General features: G+C 54.5%; 27 protein-coding genes. 5 read left to right on the top strand and 22 right to left on the bottom strand.

The annotated features are described in order from the left end of the window. Positions 1 to 46: 46 nt before the first annotated feature. From O3S68_RS01365 to O3S68_RS01345, 5 genes are all read right to left on the bottom strand, one after another. Complete coding sequence (locus O3S68_RS01365; protein WP_269230639.1) at positions 47 to 1000, bottom strand: transketolase family protein; 954 nt, start codon at positions 998 to 1000, stop codon at positions 47 to 49. Then, complete coding sequence (locus O3S68_RS01360; protein ID WP_269230638.1) at positions 993 to 1826, bottom strand: transketolase; 834 nt, start codon at positions 1824 to 1826, stop codon at positions 993 to 995. Before O3S68_RS01360 ends, O3S68_RS01365 begins: the two co-directional genes overlap by 8 nt. Further along, entirely contained in the window at positions 1823 to 3214 is a 1392-nt protein-coding gene (locus O3S68_RS01355; protein WP_020454539.1) for a PTS ascorbate transporter subunit IIC, read from the bottom strand. The genes O3S68_RS01360 and O3S68_RS01355 overlap by 4 nt, the downstream gene beginning before the upstream one ends. Positions 3215 to 3266: 52 nt before the next feature. Continuing rightward, positions 3267 to 3539: a PTS sugar transporter subunit IIB gene (locus O3S68_RS01350; protein ID WP_020454540.1), complete on the bottom strand. Its 273-nt coding sequence runs from the start codon at positions 3537 to 3539 to the stop codon at positions 3267 to 3269. An 81-nt stretch (positions 3540 to 3620) separates the two neighbouring features. Next, positions 3621 to 4064 carry a PTS sugar transporter subunit IIA gene (locus tag O3S68_RS01345; RefSeq protein ID WP_269230637.1) on the bottom strand — a complete coding sequence of 148 codons (444 nt, stop codon included), beginning with the start codon at positions 4062 to 4064 and terminating at the stop codon, positions 3621 to 3623. Between the two features lie 233 nt (positions 4065 to 4297). Here O3S68_RS01345 and O3S68_RS01340 point away from each other — a divergent pair, with 233 nt between their 5' ends. Next, on the top strand, positions 4298 to 5317 hold the full coding sequence (locus tag O3S68_RS01340) for a LacI family DNA-binding transcriptional regulator (protein ID WP_020454542.1): 1020 nt from the start codon (positions 4298 to 4300) through the stop codon (positions 5315 to 5317). Here O3S68_RS01340 and yfcD read toward each other — a convergent pair whose 3' ends face one another. The 3 genes from yfcD to yfcF are packed head-to-tail and all read right to left on the bottom strand — an operon-like array spanning position 5318 to position 7169. Further along, positions 5318 to 5863 (bottom strand): NUDIX hydrolase YfcD, encoded by a 546-nt coding sequence (gene yfcD, locus O3S68_RS01335; protein WP_020454543.1) that lies wholly within the window; start codon positions 5861 to 5863, stop codon positions 5318 to 5320. It lies immediately after the preceding gene. 54 nt (positions 5864 to 5917) lie between these two features. Beyond that, complete coding sequence (gene yfcE / locus O3S68_RS01330) at positions 5918 to 6469, bottom strand: phosphodiesterase (protein ID WP_269230636.1); 552 nt, start codon at positions 6467 to 6469, stop codon at positions 5918 to 5920. A 55-nt stretch (positions 6470 to 6524) separates the two neighbouring features. Next, positions 6525 to 7169, bottom strand: a complete 645-nt coding sequence (gene yfcF, locus O3S68_RS01325) for a glutathione transferase (protein WP_097407093.1) — start codon at positions 7167 to 7169, stop codon at positions 6525 to 6527. A gap of 139 nt (positions 7170 to 7308) precedes the next feature. On the opposite strand from yfcF, the gene yfcG reads away from it, so the two are divergent. The 4 genes from yfcG to O3S68_RS01305 all read left to right on the top strand — a co-directional run bounded on the left by yfcG (position 7309) and on the right by O3S68_RS01305 (position 10133). Beyond that, positions 7309 to 7938: a GSH-dependent disulfide bond oxidoreductase gene (gene yfcG / locus O3S68_RS01320; protein ID WP_097407092.1), complete on the top strand. Its 630-nt coding sequence runs from the start codon at positions 7309 to 7311 to the stop codon at positions 7936 to 7938. 120 nt (positions 7939 to 8058) lie between these two features. Next, the gene (locus O3S68_RS01315; RefSeq protein WP_269230635.1) at positions 8059 to 8955 is read left to right on the top strand and encodes a TIGR01777 family oxidoreductase; all 897 of its coding nucleotides are present in this window, start codon (positions 8059 to 8061) and stop codon (positions 8953 to 8955) included. A 68-nt stretch (positions 8956 to 9023) separates the two neighbouring features. Then, complete coding sequence (locus tag O3S68_RS01310) at positions 9024 to 9515, top strand: GNAT family N-acetyltransferase (protein WP_045513033.1); 492 nt, start codon at positions 9024 to 9026, stop codon at positions 9513 to 9515. Positions 9516 to 9566: 51 nt separating this feature from the next. Next, complete coding sequence (locus O3S68_RS01305) at positions 9567 to 10133, top strand: hypothetical protein (protein ID WP_020454549.1); 567 nt, start codon at positions 9567 to 9569, stop codon at positions 10131 to 10133. 6 nt (positions 10134 to 10139) lie between these two features. Here O3S68_RS01305 and hisP read toward each other — a convergent pair whose 3' ends face one another. The 14 genes from hisP to O3S68_RS01235 all read right to left on the bottom strand — a co-directional run bounded on the left by hisP (position 10140) and on the right by O3S68_RS01235 (position 23144). Further along, on the bottom strand, positions 10140 to 10913 hold the full coding sequence (gene hisP / locus O3S68_RS01300; protein ID WP_017458616.1) for a histidine ABC transporter ATP-binding protein HisP: 774 nt from the start codon (positions 10911 to 10913) through the stop codon (positions 10140 to 10142). Positions 10914 to 10920: 7 nt separating this feature from the next. Then, positions 10921 to 11637, bottom strand: a complete 717-nt coding sequence (locus O3S68_RS01295; RefSeq protein ID WP_020454550.1) for an ABC transporter permease — start codon at positions 11635 to 11637, stop codon at positions 10921 to 10923. After that, the gene (locus tag O3S68_RS01290; RefSeq protein ID WP_097400372.1) at positions 11634 to 12320 is read right to left on the bottom strand and encodes a histidine ABC transporter permease HisQ; all 687 of its coding nucleotides are present in this window, start codon (positions 12318 to 12320) and stop codon (positions 11634 to 11636) included. The genes O3S68_RS01295 and O3S68_RS01290 overlap by 4 nt, the downstream gene beginning before the upstream one ends. 83 nt (positions 12321 to 12403) lie before the next feature. Further along, positions 12404 to 13186 (bottom strand): histidine ABC transporter substrate-binding protein HisJ, encoded by a 783-nt coding sequence (gene hisJ, locus O3S68_RS01285; protein WP_017458619.1) that lies wholly within the window; start codon positions 13184 to 13186, stop codon positions 12404 to 12406. A gap of 266 nt (positions 13187 to 13452) precedes the next feature. Next, the gene (argT, locus tag O3S68_RS01280; RefSeq protein ID WP_017458620.1) at positions 13453 to 14235 is read right to left on the bottom strand and encodes a lysine/arginine/ornithine ABC transporter substrate-binding protein ArgT; all 783 of its coding nucleotides are present in this window, start codon (positions 14233 to 14235) and stop codon (positions 13453 to 13455) included. 274 nt (positions 14236 to 14509) lie between these two features. Beyond that, positions 14510 to 15091, bottom strand: coding sequence for a UbiX family flavin prenyltransferase (locus O3S68_RS01275; RefSeq protein ID WP_017458621.1), 582 nt, complete (start codon positions 15089 to 15091; stop codon positions 14510 to 14512). Positions 15092 to 15183: 92 nt separating this feature from the next. Continuing rightward, positions 15184 to 16701 (bottom strand): amidophosphoribosyltransferase, encoded by a 1518-nt coding sequence (gene purF / locus O3S68_RS01270; protein WP_017458622.1) that lies wholly within the window; start codon positions 16699 to 16701, stop codon positions 15184 to 15186. Positions 16702 to 16881: 180 nt separating this feature from the next. Further along, positions 16882 to 17370 carry a colicin V production protein gene (gene cvpA, locus O3S68_RS01265; RefSeq protein WP_020454555.1) on the bottom strand — a complete coding sequence of 163 codons (489 nt, stop codon included), beginning with the start codon at positions 17368 to 17370 and terminating at the stop codon, positions 16882 to 16884. A gap of 210 nt (positions 17371 to 17580) precedes the next feature. Then, a complete protein-coding gene (gene dedD / locus O3S68_RS01260; RefSeq protein WP_020454556.1) occupies positions 17581 to 18282 on the bottom strand; it encodes a cell division protein DedD in 702 nt (233 codons plus the stop codon). Then, a complete protein-coding gene (folC, locus tag O3S68_RS01255; protein ID WP_160269337.1) occupies positions 18272 to 19543 on the bottom strand; it encodes a bifunctional tetrahydrofolate synthase/dihydrofolate synthase in 1272 nt (423 codons plus the stop codon). Before folC ends, dedD begins: the two co-directional genes overlap by 11 nt. Positions 19544 to 19613: 70 nt before the next feature. Further along, the gene (gene accD, locus O3S68_RS01250) at positions 19614 to 20528 is read right to left on the bottom strand and encodes an acetyl-CoA carboxylase, carboxyltransferase subunit beta (protein ID WP_020454558.1); all 915 of its coding nucleotides are present in this window, start codon (positions 20526 to 20528) and stop codon (positions 19614 to 19616) included. A 103-nt stretch (positions 20529 to 20631) separates the two neighbouring features. Then, positions 20632 to 21291 (bottom strand): DedA family protein, encoded by a 660-nt coding sequence (locus O3S68_RS01245; RefSeq protein ID WP_020454559.1) that lies wholly within the window; start codon positions 21289 to 21291, stop codon positions 20632 to 20634. Positions 21292 to 21318: 27 nt separating this feature from the next. Next, positions 21319 to 22131 (bottom strand): tRNA pseudouridine(38-40) synthase TruA, encoded by an 813-nt coding sequence (truA, locus tag O3S68_RS01240; RefSeq protein WP_131406794.1) that lies wholly within the window; start codon positions 22129 to 22131, stop codon positions 21319 to 21321. Continuing rightward, the gene (locus tag O3S68_RS01235; RefSeq protein ID WP_020454561.1) at positions 22131 to 23144 is read right to left on the bottom strand and encodes an aspartate-semialdehyde dehydrogenase; all 1014 of its coding nucleotides are present in this window, start codon (positions 23142 to 23144) and stop codon (positions 22131 to 22133) included. Before O3S68_RS01235 ends, truA begins: the two co-directional genes overlap by 1 nt. Positions 23145 to 23150 lie beyond the last annotated feature (6 nt).

The raw sequence follows: 23150 nt of genomic DNA, 5'->3' as shown, positions 1-23150 counted from the left end.
CAAAAAGGCGACCTGATGGTCGCCTTTTTTATTTACACCTGCTTATTTACAACAGCTCGCGTGCCGCCGCCACGATGTCATTCGCTGTGAGTCCATACTCTTGTTGCAGAAAATCCTGTGTCCCTACCTGGCCATAACGCTCCTTCACGCCGACACGGCGCATCGGCACCGGGCAGGTTTCCACTAACACTTCGGCCACGGCTGAGCCCAGCCCGTTATGAATGCTGTGGTTCTCACAGGTAACAATCCGCCTGGTCTTCTCTGCGTAGTTCCTCACCAGCTCGCGGTCGATAGGTTTTAAAGTAAACATATCGATCACCGCCACGCTGATACCTTCTTGCGCCAGTTGCTGCGCGGCGGTCAGGGCTTCGGCAACCATAATGCCATTGGCAATTAACGTAATGTCTGTCCCCTCGCGCAGCACATTACCTTTACCGATGGTGAAGCGTGAGCCCGGCTGGTAGATGGTCGGCGCCTGTTTGCGAATGGTGCGCACCCAGTAAAAACCTTCCAGCTCCGCCAGTTGATGCAAAATATCGGAGAACATTACCGCATCTGTCACTTCCAGCACGACCGAATGCGCCAGCCCGCGCACAATCCCCATATCCTCAAATGACATGTGCGTCCCGCCGTTGTGGCACGCGGTAACACCCGCATCGGAGGCGATAACCTTGACATTGTTGCGCTGGTAATCGAGCGCCATAAACAACTGGTCGAAACAGCGTCGGCTGGCAAAAGCGGTGAACGTGTGCACAAACGGTTTACGTCCAGTCAGTGAAAGCCCTGCCGCCGTGCCGATCACGTTCGCTTCCATGATGCCGCAATTGATCACCTGCTGCGGATACTTTTTATGGACACCATCCATCGCCATCGAACTCATCAAGTCGGCTTCCAGGGCGATAATATCGCTGCCTGCCTCGATCTGCTCGCTGATAAAACCGGCATAGACTTTGCGCATCTCGATACTGTCTTTGCCGCCGGGTTCAGCCACCTTAATCATGCGCCGCCTCCAGTTGTTTAATGGTGTCGTTTAGCGCCTGCTTCATCTCATCTGTCAGGCGTAAGTGGTGAGAATTACTGAGACTTTCGAGGTACGGCACCCCCTGCCCTTTAATGCTATCGAGGATCACCAACCGCGGCCTTGCATCGGCTGGCAGAACAGGCTTCACCACCTCCAGAAGGGCAGCAATGTCGTCCCCCTTCACCGTACAGACATCAAAACCGAAGGCGCGGAATTTCCCTTGCAGATCGAAGGCGCAGATAATTTCATCCAGCTCGCCATCCAGTTGTTGCTTGTTCCAGTCAACAAACACCGTCAGATTGTTGAGCCGATGATGGGCAATAAACTGGAATGCTTCCCAGCACTGCCCTTCATTTAACTCACCATCGCCAACGATGCAAAACACGCGATTAGGCCTGCCCGCCAGCTTATGGCCTAGCGCTATTCCCCCCGCGATAGAAATGCCCTGCCCCAGCGATCCGGTTGTGGCATCTACGCCCCTCGTTTTTAAGCGATCCGGATGGCTTGGCAAACGGGTTCCATTTTCGTTGAGCGTCATCAGCGCTTCCTGAGGAAAATAGCCTTTCAATGCCAACGTGCTATACAGCGCCGGGCCGGCGTGACCTTTCGAGAGCACAAAGTAGTCGCGTTCCGGCCAGTCCGGGTCGGCCGGGTCAATCCGCATGACCTCGCCATACAGCACCGCGAGGGTTTCTACCACCGACATGCTGCCGCCATAGTGCCCAAAACCAAGATGCGTTAAGGCCTTGAGAGTGGCGATACGAATGTCCCGCGCAAATTGTGTTACTTCTGCAATTGTGCTCATGACTTCGCTCCGTTCTTTTCATCTGCATCGCTAGCAGCCGACTTGCCTTTTGACATCACATTCCAGATCACTAAGGCAATGAACAACGCCACCACCAGACCGGTAATGGCCATCGGTGACAGATAACGCGCCAGGTTGCCCAGCACAATGCCAATAAAGCCAAAGTCGGCATCGGAGAAAGTGGTATTGGCAAAGCCGAGCGCGCCCAGTACAGGCAGCAGCAACACCGGCAGGAAGGTGATCAGTAAACCGTTGGCGAAGGCACCGATCATCGCGCCCCGTCGCCCGCCGGTAGCGTTACCAAACACGCCCGCCGTTGCACCGGTGAAGAAATGCGGTACCACGCCAGGCAGAATCAGCACCAGCTTCATCTGACCGAGCAGGAACAGCCCCACCAGCCCGCCGAGAAAACTGAACAGGAAGCCAACCAACACTGCGTTTGGCGCATAGGGATAAACCACCGGGCAATCCAGCGCCGGACGGGCATTGGGAACCAGTTTTTCAGAAAAACCGGTAAAGGCCGGCACGATTTCCGCCAGGATCAAGCGAACGCCTTGCAGGATAATGAACACACCTGCGGCAAAGGTAATAGCCTGAATAATCGCGTAGACGAGGAAGTTCTGCCCGGCGCTCAGTTGTCCCTCAACATACTCACGCCCGGCACATACGGCGAGGATCATATAAATAATGATCATTGTCAGCGAGATAGAGATGGAACTGTCTCGCAGGAAGCTCAGGTTTTTCGGCAGGTTCATCTCTTCGGTTGAACGTGACCCTTTACCGCATTTACTGCCGATCCAGCCGGATAACACGTAGCCCAGCGTACCAAAATGACCAAAAGCGATATCGTCGTTGCCGGTGATCCGCTTCATATAACGCTGTGCAATCGCCGGGAAAAACGCCATCACCAGGCCGAGAATCAGCGAACCGGTAAACACCAAACCGATACCTTCAAATCCGGCAACGGTGAGGATCACCCCAATCATGCAGGCCATATAAAAGGTGTGATGTCCGGTAAGGAAAATGTATTTCAGCCGCGTAAAGCGCGCGACAATAATATTCGCCACCATACCGAACGCCATGATCAGCGCTGTAGAAGCGCCATATTTTTCAAGCGCAATTGAAACAATCGCTTCGTTATTCGGAATAATCCCCTGAATATTAAAAGCGTGCTCAAACATACCGCCCAACGGATTTAACGACCCAACTAATACCGTTGCACCGCCGCCGAGTACGATAAAACCAAGAATGGTTTTCACCGTACCTTTAACGACATCCGAAAAAGATTTTTTCTGCGCAACCAGGCCAATCAGCGCAATTAACCCTACCAATACTGACGGGACTTTCAAAATATCAACAACAAAGTTTAGCGTTTCAAGGATAAACATATCCACCTCGCTTTATGCATGTCGCACCGTGGTGCGCTGCATCCGGTTGATGTTAACGGCTGGCGAAGAAAGCGCTGATTTTCGCTTCCAGTTCATTGATATCAATAATGTTATTAAGTACAACCAACTGGTTTTCCGGCACGCTGGCGCTGGCTGCAATATCTTTTGCCATTACAAACACATCGGCGGCACCTGGTGTGGCAGAAGAGAGGTCGGAATGTTCGACTTCCGCTTCAATATTTAATTTTTTAAGCACTTTTTTAATATTCATTTCGACCATAAAACTACTGCCCAGGCCGGATCCGCAAATTGCCATTATTTTCATTGTGTTTACCTTTTTTGAGTAGAGTACAACCGCATCGCCCATAGCAGGCAATGTTTCATCACTGGTGAAATAAAATAAAAATCAGAAACGATGAATAATGTTTTTAATTTCCTCCAGAGTGTTTTCACGATGTAATTGCGCCATATCTTCATCGCTGGAAAATAACTCTGCCAGCGCGGCGATCATTTCAATATGGCTGTGTTTATCCGGTGCGGCCAACATAATAATGGTGTCAACCGGATCGGATTCTTCAGCTCCAAAATTCACTCCTTGAGACAATTTTAATAATGACAGGCCTAAGCCTTTTGCCCCTTCCTCCGGCCTGGCATGCGGCATGGCCAGCCCTGGTGCCAGCACATAATACGGTCCCAGTTTGTGATGTTGAGCGACAATGGCCGTCACATACTCCGGCGTAATGGTGCCGGACGCGAGCAGCGGTCTGGCGCAAATCTCCAGCGCTTGCGGCCAGTTTTCCACGCTTTCTAACACCTGAATAGTTTTGTCGTTAAGCCATTGGTTTAACACTTCGCACTCCTTATCGGGATGAGATGGGCAAACTTTATGCAACTCTGCAGCGCTTATCCGTGATGATAGTCGCAAAGATAGCGCTACCAACAGGAATGATCGAAAAATGTGATAGCGCTATCAGATATGAAAACGCAGGGGAATTCGCAGAAAAAGCAGGCATTTCCGGCGTATACTCCCTTGAGATGACTCATAACTCAGCGCCTGAGCTATCAGGGCTTTCAGGAAACGGAATGACAATTACCCGAAAACGTCGGAGCACAGGAAAAGTCACCCTTGCCGATGTGGCGCAACTGGCGGGCGTCGGCACCATGACCGTCTCCAGGGCATTACGTACCCCGGAGCAGGTTTCAGATAAATTGCGCGAGAAAATAGAAGCTGCCGTGCAGGAACTGGGGTACATGCCTAACCTCGCGGCCAGCGCGCTGGCTTCCGCCTCATCGTGGACGATTGCTATGGTGGTGCCGAGTCTTGCCGAATCCGGCTGCTCGGAAATGTTCGCCGGTTTGCAGCAGGTGTTACAACCTGCGGGCTATCAAATCATGCTCGCCGAATCACAGCACCGGCTGGAGCAGGAGGAGAAGCTGCTGGAAACGCTGCTCGCCTCCAATCTGGCCGCGGCCATTTTACTTAGCGTCGAACATAGCGATACCGTACGCCACTGGCTGAAAAACGCCTCTATTCCGGTAATCGAAATCGGTGCGGTGCGCGCCGATCCCATTGATATGAATATCGGTATTGATAACGTTGCGGCAATGTTCGAACTGACGCAAATGCTGGTGCAGCGCGGTTATCAGAATATCGGCTTATTGTGTGCCAACCAGGAGCAGTGGATTTTTCAGCAACATTTGCAGGGTTGGTATAAAGCGATGCTACGTCACCATCTTTCACCAAACAGGGTGATCAATGCCGCCGCACCGCCCATCTTTTCTACGGGAGCGGCACAATTGCCGGAATTTCTGCTGGCGTGGCCGGAACTGGACGCATTGGTGTGTGTCTCGGATGAGCTGGCCTGCGGCGCGCTTTACGAGTGCCAACGGCGCAGAATTAAGGTTCCGGACGATTTAGCGATTGTCGGCTTCGGCGACAGCGATGTCAGCCGGGTATGTGTGCCACCGTTAACGACAATTTCCGTGCCGCATCGCAAGATTGGTATTGAAGCAGGACGCGCGCTGCTGGCGCGACTGAATGATGAAACCTGGGAAAACAAAACGCCGATTGCACCGACGTTTTGCTTGCGAGATAGCTGCTAGTTATTCCGTTTCCTGCGCTATTTCCACATCATTGCTGGCATTGCGCGTCATCCACAGCGCCAGCGCTTTCAGTGAATCAGGGGTGAACTCGTCGCAGCGGGCGGTGATCTCTTCCGGCGTCATCCAGCATACTTCGCTGACCTCTTCTTCCTGTAACGCGAATGGACCGTGGGAAACGCAACTGAACAGCCCGCCCCAGACCCGACAGTGTTCATCTTCAAAGTAAAACTGGCCATGCTCGGCAAACGGCACACCCGCAATACCTAACTCCTCTTCCGCTTCGCGGCGCGCGGAATCCAGCAGGTTTTCCCCTGCCTGCACCACACCACCGGCGGTGGCATCCAGCATACCGGGCATAAAATCTTTGATCTCTGTGCGACGCTGTACCAGCACTTTGCCCATCCCATCATGCACCACAATGTAGGTTGCGCGGTGACGCAGACATTGCGCCCGCATTTGCTGCCGGCTGGCCTGCGCTATCACCTCATTGTCTTCATTGACAATATCCACCCACTCCATGCCTGCAAAATGACTCTGTTCCACCATCGGGAAATCTTCTCTTTAGGGCGCTCTGTTGGCGCGTTTCGGTTGAAAGGTAACTTACGGATTAATCGTGATCTGCGCAATAACCCGCTGATCATTAAGTGTGATAACGCGCAATACGTCCTCTTCCAGCATGCCGTAGCTGGCCGCGAACCCGCCTTTTGGGATACTGACCGAACCGGGGTTGAAGCGGAAAATATCACCTCGCTTCTCAGCAACCGGAATATGCGTATGACCATAGACCAGCACATCGCCCGCCGCCAGCGGCGGCTCGTCATCCGGGCCAAAGAGATGACCATACGTCAAAAACAGGCGGCGTTCAGGCAGTAAAACCTGCTGCCAGGGCGCCGTAATCGGGAACGTCAGTAGCATCTGATCCACTTCACTGTCGCAGTTGCCGCGCACGGCAACAATCCGGCTGGCCTGTTCGTTCAAACGTTCCGCCACCTGTGCTGGCGCATAGCCTTCTGGTAAGGCATTGCGCGGGCCGTGATTCAGCACATCGCCAAGGATCACCAGCCAGCGGGCATCACTTTGCGCGAACAGTTCCAGTACGCGTTCCGTCGCGGGCAACGACCCATGAATATCCGATGCAAACATCAGTTTCATCACTGCACCTCATGTGGAAGAAAACGCCCCATAATAACGGAAGTTGTCGGGCTTATCAGCCCGCGCGCTTAGCGGAAAGTGCAACAAAGCGCTGGACCGACGAGCGTTGCCACTGGAAGGTAGCGTAATCCGCCAGCCGCTCCGGGACGTTGTCGCCGTTCAACACAAGCCGATTCAGCATCAACGCCAGGTCAACATCAGCGATACACCATTCGCCAAACAGATTCGGTTTATCGTGCGCCAGCAGCTCACCGGCAATCGCGAACAGCTTGGCGGCGCTCGCCTGCCCGGCAGCACTGAGCGGCGCTTTTTTGGCGCCGGCAAACACCACCGTTGTCGAACGCTCTTCGCGGATAGGCATCAAATCGCTGCGCAGCCAGGCCTGAATTTGCCGGGCGCGCGCACGTTTTTGCAGATCAAGCGGATAAATACGTTCCCACTCCGGCGGGGCGAAGCGCTCCTCCAGATATTCATCAATCGCCGTGGATTCACTGAGCTCAAACCCTTCAATCTCCAGCACCGGCACACGTTGCGTCAGGCTGAAACCCGGCCAGTCTGGCGCACGTTGCGCACCACTATCGAGATCAACGGTTTTCAGGGTAAAGGGCAGTCCTTTTTCATGTAGTGCGACATAGGCCGACAGCACATACGGGGAAAAATACTCTGCGTCAGACCATAAGGTAATAGCCGGTTCGCTCATAACATCCTCGTTCAGTAGTTGGGATTTTTCTTCAAAATATAACGTCCTGTGCGCCCTGTCACTTGATGAAAGTTCACGCATCAGAGGTAACACCTATACTCAAACTCAGACGTTTCTTTTCCGCTTAACGGGAGCTTTGATGATAGACCTCTATTTTGCGCCCACACCAAACGGTCATAAAATAACGCTTTTTCTGGAAGAGGCGGAGCTGGAATATCGCCTGATCCGTGTGGATATCAGCAAAGGCGATCAGTTTCGCCCCGATTTTCTGACCATCTCACCTAACAACAAAATTCCCGCCATTGTCGACCATCTGCCCGCCGACGGCGGTGCGCCGCTTAGCATATTCGAATCCGGGGCGATCCTGCTTTATCTGGCGGAAAAAACGGGAAAATTACTTAGCGGTGAACTCCGCGAGCGCCATCTTACGCTGCAATGGCTGTTCTGGCAGGTTGGCGGGCTGGGGCCAATGCTCGGACAGAACCACCACTTTAACCACTTTGCGCCGCAGCCGGTGCCCTACGCTATTGAGCGCTACCAGGTAGAAACCCAGCGTTTATATCAGGTGCTGAATAAGCGTCTTGAGCGCGTACCGTGGCTGGCAGGCGAGCATTACAGCATTGCCGATATTGCCGCCTGGCCGTGGATCAATGCCCACGCACGCCAGCGCGTCGATCTGGAGGATTACCCGGCGGTATTTAACTGGTTTGAGCGCATTCGTACTCGCCCGGCGACTGAGCGAGCGCTTCAGAAGGCGCAACAAGTATAAGCATTGCGGGTAACCTCTTCACATTGCTGAAAAATTTGATGCAAAATGTGCCCGCCATCGCATGCGGGTTTTGCTGAGTCACATATGCTGAGGAAAAGCACACACATCCTGGAGGGAAGCATGAAGATACTGATTACCGGCGGAACTGGCCTGATTGGTCGTCATCTGATCCCCCGCCTGCTGGAGCTAAAACACAGTGTGACGGTGGTAACGCGCAACCCCGCCAAAGCACAACAGTTGCTTGATGCGCGCGTCAGCCTGTTAAAAGGGCTAAACGAGCTGAGCAACCTGAATGATGTCGATGCGGTGATCAATCTGGCCGGTGAACCCATTGCCGATAAGCGCTGGAGCGAGGAGCAAAAACAGCGTCTGTGCAACAGCCGCTGGCAGATAACCCAGCGGATAGCCGATCTGATCAACGCCAGTGACACACCGCCGCAGGTGCTGATTTCCGGTTCAGCTTCCGGTTACTACGGCGATCTCGGTGAAGTGGTGGTCACAGAGGAAGAGCCGCCCCACAACGAATTTACTCATAAGCTGTGCGCCCGCTGGGAGCAAATCGCCTGTGAAGCGCAAAGCGATCGCACCCGGGTTTGCCTGCTGCGCACAGGCGTGGTGCTCGCACCGAAAGGCGGCATTCTCGCTAAGCTGCTGCCGCTGTTTCGTCTTGGCCTTGGCGGCCCGATTGGCGATGGTCGCCAGTATCTGGCGTGGATCCATATAGACGACATGGTTAACGGCATACTCTGGCTGCTGGATAACGATCTGCGCGGGCCGTTCAATATGGTTTCACCCTATCCGGTTCGTAATGAGCAGTTCTCGCATACGCTCGGTCATGTGTTGCACCGCCCAACCATCATGCGCGCCCCGGCATTTGCCGTGCGCCTGATGATGGGTGAATCTGCGGTGCTGGTGCTTGGCGGCCAACGCGCGCTGCCAAAACGCCTCGAAGCCGCCGGTTTTGCCTTCCGCTGGTACGATCTGGAAGAGGCGCTGGGGGATGTGGTTCCCTCCTAATTTTCGTGGCATCCGTACGTCGCTGGCGGTGGTAAGCTAAAACGCCTTACCACCGCAAAGGCGATTTCATGACGTTGCACACGCCCCGCTTTACGCTCTCTTCATTTCAGGAATCCGACTGGCCTTTTTTTCTGCAGCTGCGTTCAAACGACAGCGTGATGCGCTATATGGCCGAAATCGCCTCAAGGGCACAAATCCGCACCCTGTTTGACGATCGTCTGCGGGACAGCAACGCCTTTATCATTCGTGACCAACACAGCGCGGTTGGCGATATCGGCCTGCGTATCAGCCAGCATAACCCACACGAAGCCGATGTTGGTTATTCGGTTGCGCCAGCAGCCCAGGGGCGCGGCATCGCCTCCGAAGCGCTGCAAGCGCTCTGCGATTACGTCTTTTCACAGGGTAAAGTGAATGCGCTGAATGCGTGGGTACTGGCGGACAATCAGGGTTCCGTACGGGTGCTGGAAAAGAGCGGTTTTACCCGCGTACAAGTGCTGGAAAAAGTGTATCTGCTCCATGGCGAGTATTATGACGACTGGGTTTACCGGCGTGAAAAATAAGGCTTACGCGCTGAGCTGACAGGCACGTTAAAAGAGAGGGATACGGACGGGATGAAATCCGGCAAAACGCGGTTTTGGCTTTATCTGGTACTGTTCACGATATGGATTATCTGGATACTGTTTGCCAGCAGGCTTAGCCATAAAGTCTACCTGCAAGCGGGCGCGCCCGACACGTGGGTGATGCTGGCAATTGCCGTGCTGGTGGCATTATTAGCGACATGGTGTAGCAGGAAAAAAGTCACCCACAATAAAACCCGGCTGCTGACGTTTTTGGGCCTTGTTTTGTTCGCAGAGATGACGTTGTGGAATGTGCCGGAAGCGTGGGTGCGCTATAGCGCAAACGAGATGGTGCACAGTGAAGTGGCTTTCTCGATTGGTCACCCTGGTCCACCGGTAAGTAAGAGTAAGCACTGCGAAGCCGGGTTACGTTTCTATGACGAGTGGCTTCAGCGTCCGATTGAGTTGTGTACACGCGATGCCATCGTTGTGCCCGGCGCACAGAAGGTGCAGCTGGAAAAACGTGTCAGCGCCAGGGGCGCCGTGTTTACCCACTATCGTTTTATCTCAGCGAACGGCATCCCGCAGGGATGGTGGCCTGTCTCGCCACCTTCCCGTTAAGGCACTTTATTTCAGCGAACCTTTGAGGAACTGCTGCAAACGCGGGCTTTTCGGATTGCCGAATAATTCATCCGGTGTGCCTTCCTCTTCAATCTTGCCCTGATGCAGGAAGATAACGTGCGTGGAAACATGGCGGGCAAACCCCATTTCATGGGTCACCACCACCATTGTTTTCCCCTCTTCCGCCAGCTGTTGCATGATGCGCAGCACTTCGCCCACCAGTTCCGGATCCAGCGCCGAAGTGGGCTCATCAAACAGCAACACTTCCGGCTCCATCGCCAGCGCACGGGCAATGGAGACGCGCTGCTGCTGACCACCGGATAAATGCACCGGGTATTTTTGCTGCTGCATCGTATCAATGCCGACCTTCGCCAGGTATTTCACCGCACGTTCGCGGGCTTCCTGCTTGCTCAGACCGAGCACCTGAATGGGCGCTTCCATGACGTTTTCTAATACCGTCATATGGCTCCACAAATTGAAGTGCTGGAACACCATCGTCAGACGGGTACGCAGCAGACGCAGTTGGTTTTTGTCGGCGACTTTTAACTGGCCATCTTTGTCGCGCACCAGATTGATATTCTGTCCGTTAACCACAATCGAGCCTTCGCTCGGTTTTTCGAGAAAGTTAATGCAGCGCAGAAACGTACTTTTACCGGAGCCGGAGGAGCCAATGATGCTAATCACATCACCAGCGTTCGCCTGCAACGACACCCCTTTCAGCACTTCATGCTCGCCGTAGCGCTTGTGTAGATCGATAACGTTTAATTTATTCTCAGACATCGTGTTCTCAGTGCGTCGAAGAAGGTTTCATATGCTGAAGCCAGCGCTTTTCCGCTTTACGAAAGAGGCTTATCAGCACATAAGAGATAATCAGATACAGCACTGCGGCAAGACCAAACGCGGTAAACGGCTGGTAGGTCGCAGAGTTAATATCGCGAGCAATTTTCAACAGATCCGGCACGGTGGCAGTAAATGCCAGTGCGGTGGAGTGCAGCATCAAAATCACCTCGTTGCTGTAAGCGGGCAGCGCGATGCGCAACGCCGAGGGCAGGATAATGCTGCGATACATTTTGAACGAGGAGAAACCGTAGGCGCGCGCCGCTTCAATTTCACCGTGCGGCACAGAGCGGATCGCCCCGGCGAAAATCTCGGTTGTATAGGCGCAGGTGTTGAGCGTGAGCGCCAGCACCGTACAGTTAAGGCCACTGCGGAAAAAGGCGTTCAGCAGTTCGGTACCCTTCACCACTTCCAGCGTGTACATGCCGGAGTAGAACACCAGCAACTGCACATACAGCGGCGTGCCGCGAAACACATAGGTGAATAACCAAATCGGGAAACAGATAAATTTGTTGCTGGAAACGCGCCCGATAGCCAGAAACACCGCCATCACGCCGCCCATCACCACCGAAGAGATCAGCAACCACAGCGTGATCGCCACACCTGTCAGGCGATAGCCATCGCTCCACAGCAGGGATTTCCAGTACTCCTGAATAATCTCGATCACAGGTCAGCCCTCTTCACACCCACCGAGTAGCGACGTTCGAGCAGAAGCAGTACGCCATTGGAAGCCGTTGTAAAAATGAGATAAATGACGCCGCAGACAATGGCGAAATAGAAAGGCTCCCAGGTGCTTTTCCCGGCGAGCTGAGTAGCTTTAACCACATCTTCCAGCCCCAGCAACGAGACCAGCGCAGTGGCTTTGAGGATCACCTGCCAGTTATTGCCAATGCCCGGCAGCGCGTAACGCATCATCGCCGGAAACAGGATACGGCGGAAAGTCTGACGACCGGTAAAACCGAAGGCGGTTGCGGCTTCAATGTGCCCCTTCGGCACCGCCATATAAGCACCGCGGAAGGTTTCAGTGAAATAGGCGCCGTAGATAAAGCCGAGCGTGATGATACCCGCCACCATCGGATCAATATCCAGCTGTTCCATACCCAGCGCATCAGTAATGCCATTGAGCGCAATTTGCAGGCCGTAAAAAATAAGCAGCATCAGCACCAGATCCGGTACACCGCGAATAAGCGTGGTGTAGCCTTCAAAGATCAGCGCGAGAAGCCGGTTTTTCGAGAGCTTCGCGCCCGCGCCCGCAAGGCCAATCAGCACCGCCAGCACCACGGAACTGAGCGCCAGCTCCAGCGTGACCAGCGCGCCTTGTAAAATAACTTGAGAAAACCCGTACAGCATGCAGCCAGTCCTGTCGTGTGTGGTGTTGCCGTGTCTCTTCCCCTCCCGCAGCGGGAGGGGCCGCACGTTAATCACGCGTGGTGTTAACCACCGTAAACATCAAAATCAAAGTATTTCTTCGCCAGCTTTTCGTAAGTCCCGTCAGCGCGCATCTCTGCAAAGGCTTTATTCAGCGCGTCGCGCAATTCGGTGTCGCCTTTACGCACGCCCATACCGGTACCGACGCCAAACAGTTTTTCGTCTTTAATGGAAGGACCACCAAACTTATAGGCTTTGCCCTGCGGGGTTTTCAGGAAACCTTCGCTGGCGGCCACTTCATCCTGAAACGCGGCGTCGATACGGCCTGCGGTCAGGTCGGAGTAAATATTGTCCTGCCCCTGATAGGAGACAATTTCTACGCCTTTCGGTGCCCAATGTACGTTGCCGTAGGTTTCCTGCGTGGTGCCTTGCAGTACGCCAATGCGTTTGCCTTTCAGTTTGTCCAGCTCCGGCTGAACATCAGAATCTTTCGCTACCACCAGGCGGGAATCTGCCGCGTAGAGCTTGTCGGTAAAATCAATTTCCTGCTGGCGTTTTTCCGTAATGGAGAGCGACGACATAATGGCATCGATTTTTTTCGCTTTCAGAGACGGGATCAGCGCGTCGAGTGGGTTCTCGATAAACACACATTGCGTATTAATGCGTTTACAGAGCTCTTTTGCCAGATCGATATCAAAACCCACTAATTCCCCCTGCGCATTCTTCGATTCGAATGGTGCATAGGTCGGATCGGTACCGATACGTAATTTTTGCGGAATGGCGGCGAACACGTTGGAAACGCTGGAGAAAGCGAGCACCAGAGAAAGAGATAACACCAGTTTTTTCATCATTATCCTCAACAGACTGTCTTCCCTAAGGGAATTCTCATCACAATACGGTGCCGCTATCGTGCCACTTTATGCCCCGTTAAGGCAAAAAATTATGGCTGTCCAATGGCTTTTATTTGCATTCTGAATGCTTAACTATGCACTCATGCACCATTACGAAGCATTCGACGCACTGTTCTGGAGCATTCACCGTATCTCTGCACCATGCCGATTTCCCGGCATGGCACAGTTTTCCCTTTTGACCCGGCATAACGGGTCGGCCAGTCTTAATCGCCGTAGACGTTAAAGTCGAAGTATTTCTTGGCGAGTTTGTCGTAGGTGCCGTCTTTGCGCAGTTCGGCAAACGCTTTGTCAAAAGCGGCTTTCAGCTCGGTATCATCTTTACGCAAGCCGATACCGGTGCCGTCACCAAAGTATTTTTTGTCTTTTACTGACGGGCCAGCAAAAGCAAAATCTTTCCCGGCGGGCTGTTTCAGGAAGCCTTCGCTGGCGGCGACTTCATCCTGGAACGCAGCGTCCAGACGACCTGCGGCGAGGTCAGAATAAATCAGATCCTGGTTCTGATAAGCCACCACATCAATGCCTTTGCTGCGCCAGTTGTCATTGGCGTAACCTTCCTGCGTTGATCCTTGCAGCACGCCAACATGCTTGCCTTTCAGCGACTCCAGCGTCGGTTGAATCGGCGAGCCTTTAGCGGCGATCAGGCGGGAATCTGCGGCGTAGAGCTTGTCAGAGAAGGCGATCTCCTGCTGACGTTTTTCGGTAATCGACAGAGAAGAGATAATGGCATCGATTTTCTTCGCTTTCAGCGACGGGATCAGCGCGTCGAAATCGCTGCCCACCCAGGTGCATTTCACATGAATGCGTTTGCACATTTCATTGCCGAGATCGATATCAAAACCCACGAAGTTCCCTTTCGCATCTTTCGATGAGAACGGCGCGTAGGTCGCATCCGTACCGATGCGTACCGTCTGGGGAAGCGCTGCATAAACGCTGGCCGTCGCCGACAGGCCCAGCAGTAAAGACAGAGCGAGAACCGTCTTCTTCATACATTACCCTCAAGTGTTCTGTTTTTATTTTGTATTACGTTGTGTTGTGTGTGTTGCTGACAGTTACCTTGCACGTCTTATGCCACTTTCCCGGGAGCTAAAAAACACCGCGTTAAATATGTTAATAAAACGTTGCAAACTTACTTAATGATGAAAGATAGCAGCTCTGCTGAACGAACCGCAGTGCTAACACAGCGAAAAGAGGATTAAATGTTGAGGATATGATCGCGCTTGCAGAATTGCCCCAAAAAAGCGCATGCCGGTAAGCGACGCACTATTTTGCGACATCGCTCCCTTGCCAGCGGGTAAAAAGGTCGTGGGGTAATTCAATATCGAACTGATCCAGCACGCGGTTAACCGTCTGATCAACCACCTCCTGCAAACTTTGCGGGCGATGATAAAACGCCGGAACCGGCGGCATAATTACCGCTCCCAGTTCCGCCGCTTGCGTCATCAAACGCAGGTGCCCAAGGTGCAACGGTGTTTCACGCACGCACAGCACCAGGGGTCTGCGCTCTTTGAGCACCACATCTGCCGCACGCGTCAGCAGGCTGTCGGTATAACTGTGCACAATGCCGGAAAGGGTTTTGATCGAGCACGGCAAAATCACCATGCCTGCGGTTTTAAACGAGCCGGAAGAGATACTGGCTGCAATATCGCGCGCGTCATGCACCACGTTCGCCAGCGACTGCACATCGCGCAGCGAGTAGTCGGTTTCCAGAGAGAGGGTCTGTCGGGCGGCCTGACTCATAACCAGATGGGTTTCCACTTCCGCCACGTCACGCAGCACCTGCAGCAAGCGCACGCCGTAGATGGCACCGCTGGCGCCAGAGATCCCCACAATGAGTCGTTTCATGATTGTTGCCCTTTTTTGCACGCACGAACTTTGCCTGATTATAGAGGGCGTTGCAACAGATTGCGCCCCTCAGAGCGAGGGGCGCGGAAGGATCAACCTTCGTTATGCATCTCTAAACTTTCCACTTCGTTCTGAAGCTGTACTGCTTTGGCATCGTCATTACGCAGGGAGTCGAGATAATCGAGGTATTGCTGATCGACATCTTTAGTGACGTAGACGCCGTTAAATACCGAGCATTCAAATTGCTGAATATCCGGGTTTTCGGCACGCACCGCGTCAATCAAATCGTTAAGATCCTGGAAAATCAGCCCGTCAGCGCCGATGATCTGGCGAATTTCGTCCACTTCACGACCATGTGCAATCAGCTCATTTGCCGTTGGCATGTCGATACCGTAGACGTTCGGGAAACGGATTTCCGGGGCGGCAGAAGCGAGATAAACCTTCTTCGCGCCCGCTTCACGCGCCATCTCGATAATCTGCTCAGAAGTGGTGCCGCGCACGATGGAGTCATCCACCAGCAGCACGTTTTTATCGCGGAATTCGGCACGGTTGGCGTTCAGTTTGCGGCGCACAGACTTACGGCGCAACTGTTGGCCCGGCATGATAAAGGTGCGGCCAACATAGCGGTTTTTCACAAACCCCTGGCGGTACGGTTTGCCGAGAATACGGGCGATTTCCAGTGCGATATCGCAGGAGGTTTCCGGAATCGGAATTACCACGTCGATGTCCAGATCTTCCCACTCGCGGGCAATTTTTTCGCCAAGCTTGGTGCCCATGTTGACACGCGCGCTATAGACGGAAATTTTGTCGATGAAGGAGTCCGGGCGTGCAAAGTAAACGTATTCGAACAGGCACGGGTTGCTGACCGGGTTGTCCGCGCACTGACGGCTGAACAACTGGCCTTTTTCAGTGATATATACCGCTTCGCCCGGCGCGATATCACGCAGGAATTCGAAGCCCAGCGTATCCAGCGCCACGCTTTCAGAGGCGACCATATACTCGGTGCGGCCATCGCCGATCTCGCGTTTGCCCAGCACCAGCGGACGGATGCCATTCGGGTCGCGAAACGCAACCATGCCGTGGCCGATGATCATTGCCACACAAGCGTACGCACCGCGGATCTGGCGGTTAGTAGCGGCAATAGCGGCAAAAATGTTGTCTGCTTCCAGCGGATAGTGGCGGAAGTTATCCAGCTCGCTGGCAAAGATATTGAGCAGGATTTCAGAATCAGAGGTGGTGTTAATGTGGCGACGCTTCTCTTCGAACAGCTTTTTACGCAGCTCGTGCGCGTTGGTCAGATTGCCGTTGTGCGCAAGCGTAATGCCGTACGGGGAGTTAACGTAAAAAGGCTGCGCTTCTGAAGCGCTGGAGCTGCCCGCCGTGGGATAACGTACGTGACCAATACCCATATTGCCCTGCATACGCTGCATATGGCGGGCTTCAAATACATCACTCACCATGCCGTTTGCTTTACGCAGACGGAAACAGTTATTGGCATCAATTGTGATGATGCCCGCAGCATCCTGCCCACGGTGCTGAAGCACCGTCAACGCGTCATAAATCGACTGGTTTACCGGCATAAAACCGGCGATACCGACAATACCGCACATACGTCTTTTCCTCGTTAAGAGTTTGGTTTAGTAGGCGTAATTGTCGAAAACAGTTTGAACACGGACAGCGCGCAACAACCGGAGCGTACACGTAGTACGCGAGGATTGTGAGCACTGCCCAGGTTCAAAATGGCGAGTAAAATAGCCTAATACACCAAACTCTAAGCCACATCTCAGGGCTTATGCCCTGGGCAAGAAACTCGACGAGCTTTGCAGATAGTCAAAGAACCATCTGATGATGAAGCTGAATTGCGGGATAAGCTGCGACTTCTGCCAGTCGTCACTTTTCGACAGGCCTGTAAAGGTATCCAGAAAGAACAGAATGGCGGCGACGATCAGCACGCCGCGTAGCGCGCCAAAACAGATCCCCAACACCCTGTCAGTACCCGACAGGCCGGTTTTCTCCACCAGCGCACCGATCACATAGTTAACGATAGCGCCAACAATCAGCGTCGCGATAAACAGGACCGCGATGGCGATGCCATTGCGCACCAGTTCGTCTTCAAAGCCCGTGAACCAGACAGACAGGTAAGTGTAGTAATGACTGGCGACAAAGAAAGCACAGCCCCATGTCACCAGCGATAACGCTTCACGAACAAAGCCGCGGATCAGGCTTACCAGACAAGAAAAACCAATCACCGCAATGATGGCGTAATCAATCCAGACCATATGTGTCCCACGATTTTACGCCCTGTCGTCCAGTTCGGGGCGCATTCTAACAGAAAAAGAAAACGTTTGCGTAGGGATTTCCTTCCCGCGCGGAAATAAAAATGGCGCTGAAAAAATATTCAACGCCATCGGAACTTTGGCCTCTTCGGGCGTAGTAATTACTGGCTTCCCTCGCCCGCTTACCTCAACAAGTGAGGCAAGGTTGGGTCATTAATTCGCGCTATAGTTCATAACGACGCCGCTTAAACCCGAGATCTGTTTAAGCTCGCCAAGCGAATCTTTTAGCTTGTCCCGTGATGCATCCGGTCCCACCAGAATGCGGGTGATTTTACCCTGAACCGGCGTTGTCGGCGACGTGTAAACGCGATACCCCGCGCCACGTAATTTGCCCACCACTTCATTCACTTTATCGGCGTTTTTCAGCGCGCCCAGCTGCACCACATACGCTTTACCGGTCGGCGCGGATTTATCTTCCTGCGCTTTCACCGGCGCGTCGCTGGCCGCCGTCTGCTGCTCACGCGCGGCTGGCGGTTGCGCCTGCTGCTGCGGTTGCGGTTTTGGCTGCGGCTTCTCGACCGGTTTTGGCTTTGGCTGTTCTGCCGGCGTACTGCTCACTTCCGGGTCCGGGCTGCCGTTCACCGCCAGGCGCGACGGATCCAGCGATGGCGCTGCCGCGTTCCCGGCGCGCACCTCCTCCGCAGCCCCTTCCGGCGGCTGCGCCGGTAACGCTTGCGTTGCCGCAGGCATCATATCGGGCTCATCGCGATCGCCGGGTTTCGGCACCAGCGGAATTGCCGCGAATTCATCCTGGTAATGCTTTTTCTGCCCGTCGAGCAGCCCGGGGAGAATAATCACCCCGAGCGCGACCAGCACAATGGTACCCATCAAACGGTTCTGAAACTTACTTGCCACCGGTTCTCCCCGCTTTTTCCATCGCTTCCATGACATGCGCCACCGTGTGGAACGAGCCACACACCAGCACCGTATCGCAGGCGTCGGCGTCCGCCATTGCCGCCTGCCAGGCCTGCGCGACATCCGGCCATGCACGACCGGTTTGCAGATGTTCCAGCAGTTGTTCCGCTGTCGCACCGCGCGGCCCTTCCAGAGGGGCACAATACCAGCTATCGACCACCGGCTCCAGACAGGCAAGCGTTCCAGCGATGTCTTTATCATGCAGCATGCCAATCACCGCCAGCACGCGCCCGGTTTTCGGTAGTGCGGAAAGACGCCCGGCAAGATAGCCTGCCGCGTGAGGATTATGCGCGACATCGAGGATGAGACGCGGCGACTCGCTCACAATCTGGAAGCGTCCGGGTAAAATCGCCCCGGCGATACCGTCGCGGATAGCCTGCTCGTTCACCGCCAGCTTGCTGGCACGCAGCGCGGCTACAGCCGTTGCGGCATTCGGCTGAGGCACCTGCGGTAGCGGCAATCCGTTCAGCTCGCCCTGCGCATCGCGAAAACACCAGCTATCAGTGCCCACCTCATACTGCCAGTCCACGCCGCGACGCAGCAGGTGCGCGCCTTTTTCCTGCGCCACCCCGGCAATGGTGTACGGCATGTCCGGTTCGCCCACCACCGCCGGTTTCCCGGCGCGGAAGATCCCCGCTTTTTCGCGGCCAATACTTTCACGATCCGGCCCCAGCCAGTCGGTATGATCAAGCGCAATGCTGGTGACAACGGCGACATCGGCATCGACCAGATTGGTCGCATCCAGGCGACCACCAAGGCCGACTTCGAGGATCACCACATCGAGCTGCGCCTGTTTAAACAGCCACAGCGCCGACAGGGTGCCGTATTCAAAGTAACTCAGCGAAATATCGCCACGCACCGCTTCAATTTCGGCAAAAGAATGAGTATGTGCGCTCTCGGGCAGCTCATCGCCCTGTACGCGCACGCGTTCGGTGTAACGCACCAGATGTGGCGAACTGTAAACGCCGACGCGATAACCCGCAGCCAGCAGGATAGATTCCAGGGTGCGGCAGGTCGTGCCTTTGCCATTGGTTCCGGCAACGGTAAAGACAAACGGCGCGGGACGGAGCACATCAAGACGCGCCGCCACCTGGCTTACGCGCTCAAGGCCCAAATCGATGGTTTTACTGTGCAGGTTTTCCAGATAAGAAAGCCACGCGGCCAGGGGCGACGTGGCTTGCGGAATGCGTTTTGTGTCCATGATGCCCGTTAATAATGTACGGTTTGAAAAGCAAAAGGGCAGAGCCTGTTGGCTCTGCCCTTCGGTATTATCAGGCTTCGCCTTCCTGATCGGTCGGTGACGGCATCACCGTGCCCGTCAGCGTATCTTCCGGTTCCGGCGACGGCAGATTCATCAGCTTCGCCAGAATACGCGCCAGCTTCAGGCGCAGTTCCGGACGGCGGATAATCATATCGATTGCGCCTTTTTCGATCAGGAACTCGCTGCGCTGGAAGCCCGGCGGCAGTTTTTCACGCACGGTCTGCTCGATAACACGCGGACCGGCAAAACCAATCAACGCCTTCGGTTCAGCGATGTTCAGATCGCCCAGCATCGCGAAGCTTGCAGAAACGCCACCCATGGTCGGGTCGGTCAGCACGGAAATATACGGCAGACCGCGCTCCTGCATTTTCGCCAGCGCGGCAGAGGTTTTCGCCATCTGCATCAGGGACATCAGCGCTTCCTGCATACGCGCACCGCCGGAAGCGGAGAAGCAGATAAGCGGGCAGTTGTCTTCCAGCGCCTGCTCGACCGCACGCACAAAACGCGCGCCGACAACCGAACCCATGGAGCCGCCCATAAAGGCGAACTCAAACGCCGCGGCCACAACCGGCATGCCGTGCAGCGTGCCTTTCATCACCACCAGCGCGTCTTTCTCGCCGGTTTCCTTCTGCGCTGTCGCCAGACGGTCTTTGTATTTTTTGGAGTCGCGGAACTTCAGCACATCTTTCGGCTCAAGTTCGCTACCCAGTTCTACCAGTGAACCTTCATCCAGCAGGCTATGCAGGCGATTACGCGCTGACATCCGCATGTGGTGGTCACATTTCGGGCAGACCTCAAGGTTACGCTCCAGCTCGGCGCGATACAGCACCTGGCCGCAGCTGTCGCATTTTGTCCACACGCCTTCAGGAATGCTCGCCTTACGGGTGGGGGTAATGTTGCTCTTAATTCTTTCAATCCAGCTCATTGATAACCTTTATACATGAACCTGGTAGCCCATAAATGGTGCACATTAAAACATAACGGTTCGCAACTTGGGATAAAAAAGTGGTCGAACCGCCACTGACTTCTTATTTTGCCTGTCGCGACGCGGCGCGACGGTGACGAATAACTTCAAACACTCCGGGAAGTATAGACACCACGATAATTCCCACAATCAGCAGCTTAAGATTCTCCTGAATCGCCGGAATGGTGCCAAAGAAATAGCCTGCGTAGGTGAACAGTAACACCCACAGCAGCGCGCCGGCCACGTTGAACAGCGCGAAGTGGCGATAGGACATATGCCCCATGCCCGCAACAAAAGGCGCAAAAGTGCGCACGATCGGTACAAAACGCGCCAGAATAATCGTTTTACCCCCGTGCTTCTCATAAAACTGATGCGTTTTATCGAGATAGCTGCGACGGAAAATCTTTGAATCCGGATTACTGAATAAACGCTCGCCGAACAGACGCCCAATGGTGTAGTTCACCGCATCGCCCGCAATCGCGGCGACCAACATCAGCACCACCATCATATGGACATTCAGATCGTTGGTGCCAAGCGATGCCAGCGCACCGGCGACAAACAGCAGCGAGTCGCCCGGCAAAAACGGGGTCACCACCAGGCCGGTTTCGCAAAACAGGATCAGGAACAGGATGGCGTAAACCCAGACGCCGTATTGCGCTACCAGCTCCGCCAGATGCACATCAATATGCAGGATGAAATCAATAAGGAAGTGTATTAAGTCCATGTCTGGTTATGCCTTTTTAAATTGCGACTAGTCCGCCAGGAACAGCGGGCCCATTGGCGCAGCGGGAAGCTCAAAGCGCGCGGGATAATCCACCGACACCAGATAGAGCCCTTCCGCTTTCGCCGTTGCTGCCGCCAGCGTTCTGTCCCTTACCGCCAGCAACTCTGCTATCCAGCTCTCCGGCTGGTTGTGGGCGCCTACTTCCATCAGGCTGCCGACAATATTCCTGACCATATGATGTACAAAGGCATTGGCTTTGATATCGACCACAATATAAGCACCGTAACGACTGACGTTGATATGCATCAGGTTGCGCCACGGTGTGCGCGACTGACACTGCACCGCGCGAAACGAGGTAAAGTCGTTTTCACCGAGCAGACACTGCGCCGCACGGTGCATGCGCTCCGCGTCCAGCGGCTGGTGATAGTGCGTCACACCGTGACCGAGCACCGCCGGGCGCAAACGATGATTGTAGATGACGTAGCGGTAACGGCGAGCCGTGGCGCTAAAACGCGCATGAAAATCATCCGGCACATCTTTGACCCAACGTACCGCGATGTCACCAGGCAAATTCGCATTTACACCCAGCGTCCAGGCCGCGTCTTTGCGCAGCGCCGTGGTTTCAAAATGCACCACCTGGCCGGTCGCATGTACGCCTGCGTCGGTACGCCCGGCGCAGAACACGTTAATGGGCTCGTTAGCCACCTGCGAGAGCGCTTTCTCCAGCTTCTCCTGCACGCTACGTACTTCCTGCTGACGCTGCCAGCCGTAATACTTGCTGCCGTCATACTCAATGCCAAGCGCAATTTTGTAGACCGGCGCTTTCAGCTCGTCCTGCATCAGTACAGATACTCCTGAACCAATTTTTCCGCGATTTTCACCGCCATCAGCGCACCGCCAAAACGTACGTTATCGGCAACCGACCAGAACTGCACCTGCTCCGGCATACCGTAATCGTTACGCACGCAACCGACAGAAAGGTGCGCCTGGCCCGAGGCATCGCCGACCTGGGTCGGGAAATCTCCCGCGTCAGAGAGCGCGATATCTTCAAAACGGCTGAACGCGTCACGCGCCTCTTCCGCCGCCAGCGGACGAATCGCTTCAAAACTCACCATCTGTGCATGGCCGTAAAAGACCGGCGACTGTACGCAATTAGCGGAGATCATCAGCCCTTCGTCCTGCAAAATTTTGCGCATCTGATCGATGATAACCCGCTCTTCACGCACGCTACCTTCGCTGTCTGACAGCAGCGGCAGCATGTTGAACGCTAACTGGCGGCCAAAATAGTCGTCTTCATCAATCGGGATACCGTTCAGCAGCTTAGCGCTCTGCCCGGCCAGCGCGTCCACCGCCTGCTTGCCGTTACGGGAAACGGACAGCAAGCACGTTACGCTCACGCGTGATAAACCACCTTCATCAATCAGCGGTTTTAGCGCCGCCAGCAACTGGCTGGTGAGGCTATCCGGCACGGCAATAATGTTGCGATTACGGTAATCCGCCAGTACGAACGGGTTAACATCCGGCATCACCAGCGGCACATCCGGTTCCAGAGCAAACAGACCGCTGGTGTCGATCACCAGACAACCCGCGTTGGTCGCCTCTTCAATATAGGTCGCCGAAGCCTGTGCTCCCGCGACGAAAAAGGCCAGTTGCGCCTGCGTCCAGTCAAACCCGGCGGCATCTTCCACACGCACGGTTTTACCGGCAAAACGCAGGTTTTCACCCGCACTTTCGCTTCTGGCCAGCGCATACACTTCGCCAACCGGGAACTGGCGCTCCGCTAACGTTTCGAGCAAGGCTTCTCCGACAGCGCCCGTGGCGCCGAGAACGGCAATATTCCAGCCTTCAGACATGGTGAT

Source organism: Kosakonia sp. SOY2 (assembly GCF_027109175.1).
In the GTDB taxonomy this organism is placed as follows: Bacteria; Pseudomonadota; Gammaproteobacteria; order Enterobacterales; family Enterobacteriaceae; genus Kosakonia.
The sequence above is the reverse complement of the archived record's forward strand: the minus strand, read 5'-3'. Positions and strand labels throughout refer to the sequence as shown.

Coding starts and splice junctions, on each gene's coding strand:
- O3S68_RS01365 (WP_269230639.1), bottom strand. CDS start 1,000: ATGATTAAGGTGGCTGAACCCGGCGGCAAAGACAGTATCGAGATGCGC.
- O3S68_RS01360 (WP_269230638.1), bottom strand. CDS start 1,826: ATGAGCACAATTGCAGAAGTAACACAATTTGCGCGGGACATTCGTATC.
- O3S68_RS01355 (WP_020454539.1), bottom strand. CDS start 3,214: ATGTTTATCCTTGAAACGCTAAACTTTGTTGTTGATATTTTGAAAGTC.
- O3S68_RS01350 (WP_020454540.1), bottom strand. CDS start 3,539: ATGAAAATAATGGCAATTTGCGGATCCGGCCTGGGCAGTAGTTTTATG.
- O3S68_RS01340 (WP_020454542.1), top strand. CDS start 4,298: ATGACAATTACCCGAAAACGTCGGAGCACAGGAAAAGTCACCCTTGCC.
- yfcD (WP_020454543.1), bottom strand. CDS start 5,863: ATGGTGGAACAGAGTCATTTTGCAGGCATGGAGTGGGTGGATATTGTC.
- yfcE (WP_269230636.1), bottom strand. CDS start 6,469: ATGAAACTGATGTTTGCATCGGATATTCATGGGTCGTTGCCCGCGACG.
- yfcF (WP_097407093.1), bottom strand. CDS start 7,169: ATGAGCGAACCGGCTATTACCTTATGGTCTGACGCAGAGTATTTTTCC.
- yfcG (WP_097407092.1), top strand. CDS start 7,309: ATGATAGACCTCTATTTTGCGCCCACACCAAACGGTCATAAAATAACG.
- O3S68_RS01315 (WP_269230635.1), top strand. CDS start 8,059: ATGAAGATACTGATTACCGGCGGAACTGGCCTGATTGGTCGTCATCTG.
- O3S68_RS01310 (WP_045513033.1), top strand. CDS start 9,024: ATGACGTTGCACACGCCCCGCTTTACGCTCTCTTCATTTCAGGAATCC.
- O3S68_RS01305 (WP_020454549.1), top strand. CDS start 9,567: ATGAAATCCGGCAAAACGCGGTTTTGGCTTTATCTGGTACTGTTCACG.
- hisP (WP_017458616.1), bottom strand. CDS start 10,913: ATGTCTGAGAATAAATTAAACGTTATCGATCTACACAAGCGCTACGGC.
- O3S68_RS01290 (WP_097400372.1), bottom strand. CDS start 12,320: ATGCTGTACGGGTTTTCTCAAGTTATTTTACAAGGCGCGCTGGTCACG.
- hisJ (WP_017458619.1), bottom strand. CDS start 13,186: ATGAAAAAACTGGTGTTATCTCTTTCTCTGGTGCTCGCTTTCTCCAGC.
- argT (WP_017458620.1), bottom strand. CDS start 14,235: ATGAAGAAGACGGTTCTCGCTCTGTCTTTACTGCTGGGCCTGTCGGCG.
- O3S68_RS01275 (WP_017458621.1), bottom strand. CDS start 15,091: ATGAAACGACTCATTGTGGGGATCTCTGGCGCCAGCGGTGCCATCTAC.
- purF (WP_017458622.1), bottom strand. CDS start 16,701: ATGTGCGGTATTGTCGGTATCGCCGGTTTTATGCCGGTAAACCAGTCG.
- cvpA (WP_020454555.1), bottom strand. CDS start 17,370: ATGGTCTGGATTGATTACGCCATCATTGCGGTGATTGGTTTTTCTTGT.
- folC (WP_160269337.1), bottom strand. CDS start 19,543: ATGGACACAAAACGCATTCCGCAAGCCACGTCGCCCCTGGCCGCGTGG.
- accD (WP_020454558.1), bottom strand. CDS start 20,528: ATGAGCTGGATTGAAAGAATTAAGAGCAACATTACCCCCACCCGTAAG.
- O3S68_RS01245 (WP_020454559.1), bottom strand. CDS start 21,291: ATGGACTTAATACACTTCCTTATTGATTTCATCCTGCATATTGATGTG.
- truA (WP_131406794.1), bottom strand. CDS start 22,131: ATGCAGGACGAGCTGAAAGCGCCGGTCTACAAAATTGCGCTTGGCATT.
- O3S68_RS01235 (WP_020454561.1), bottom strand. CDS start 23,144: ATGTCTGAAGGCTGGAATATTGCCGTTCTCGGCGCCACGGGCGCTGTC.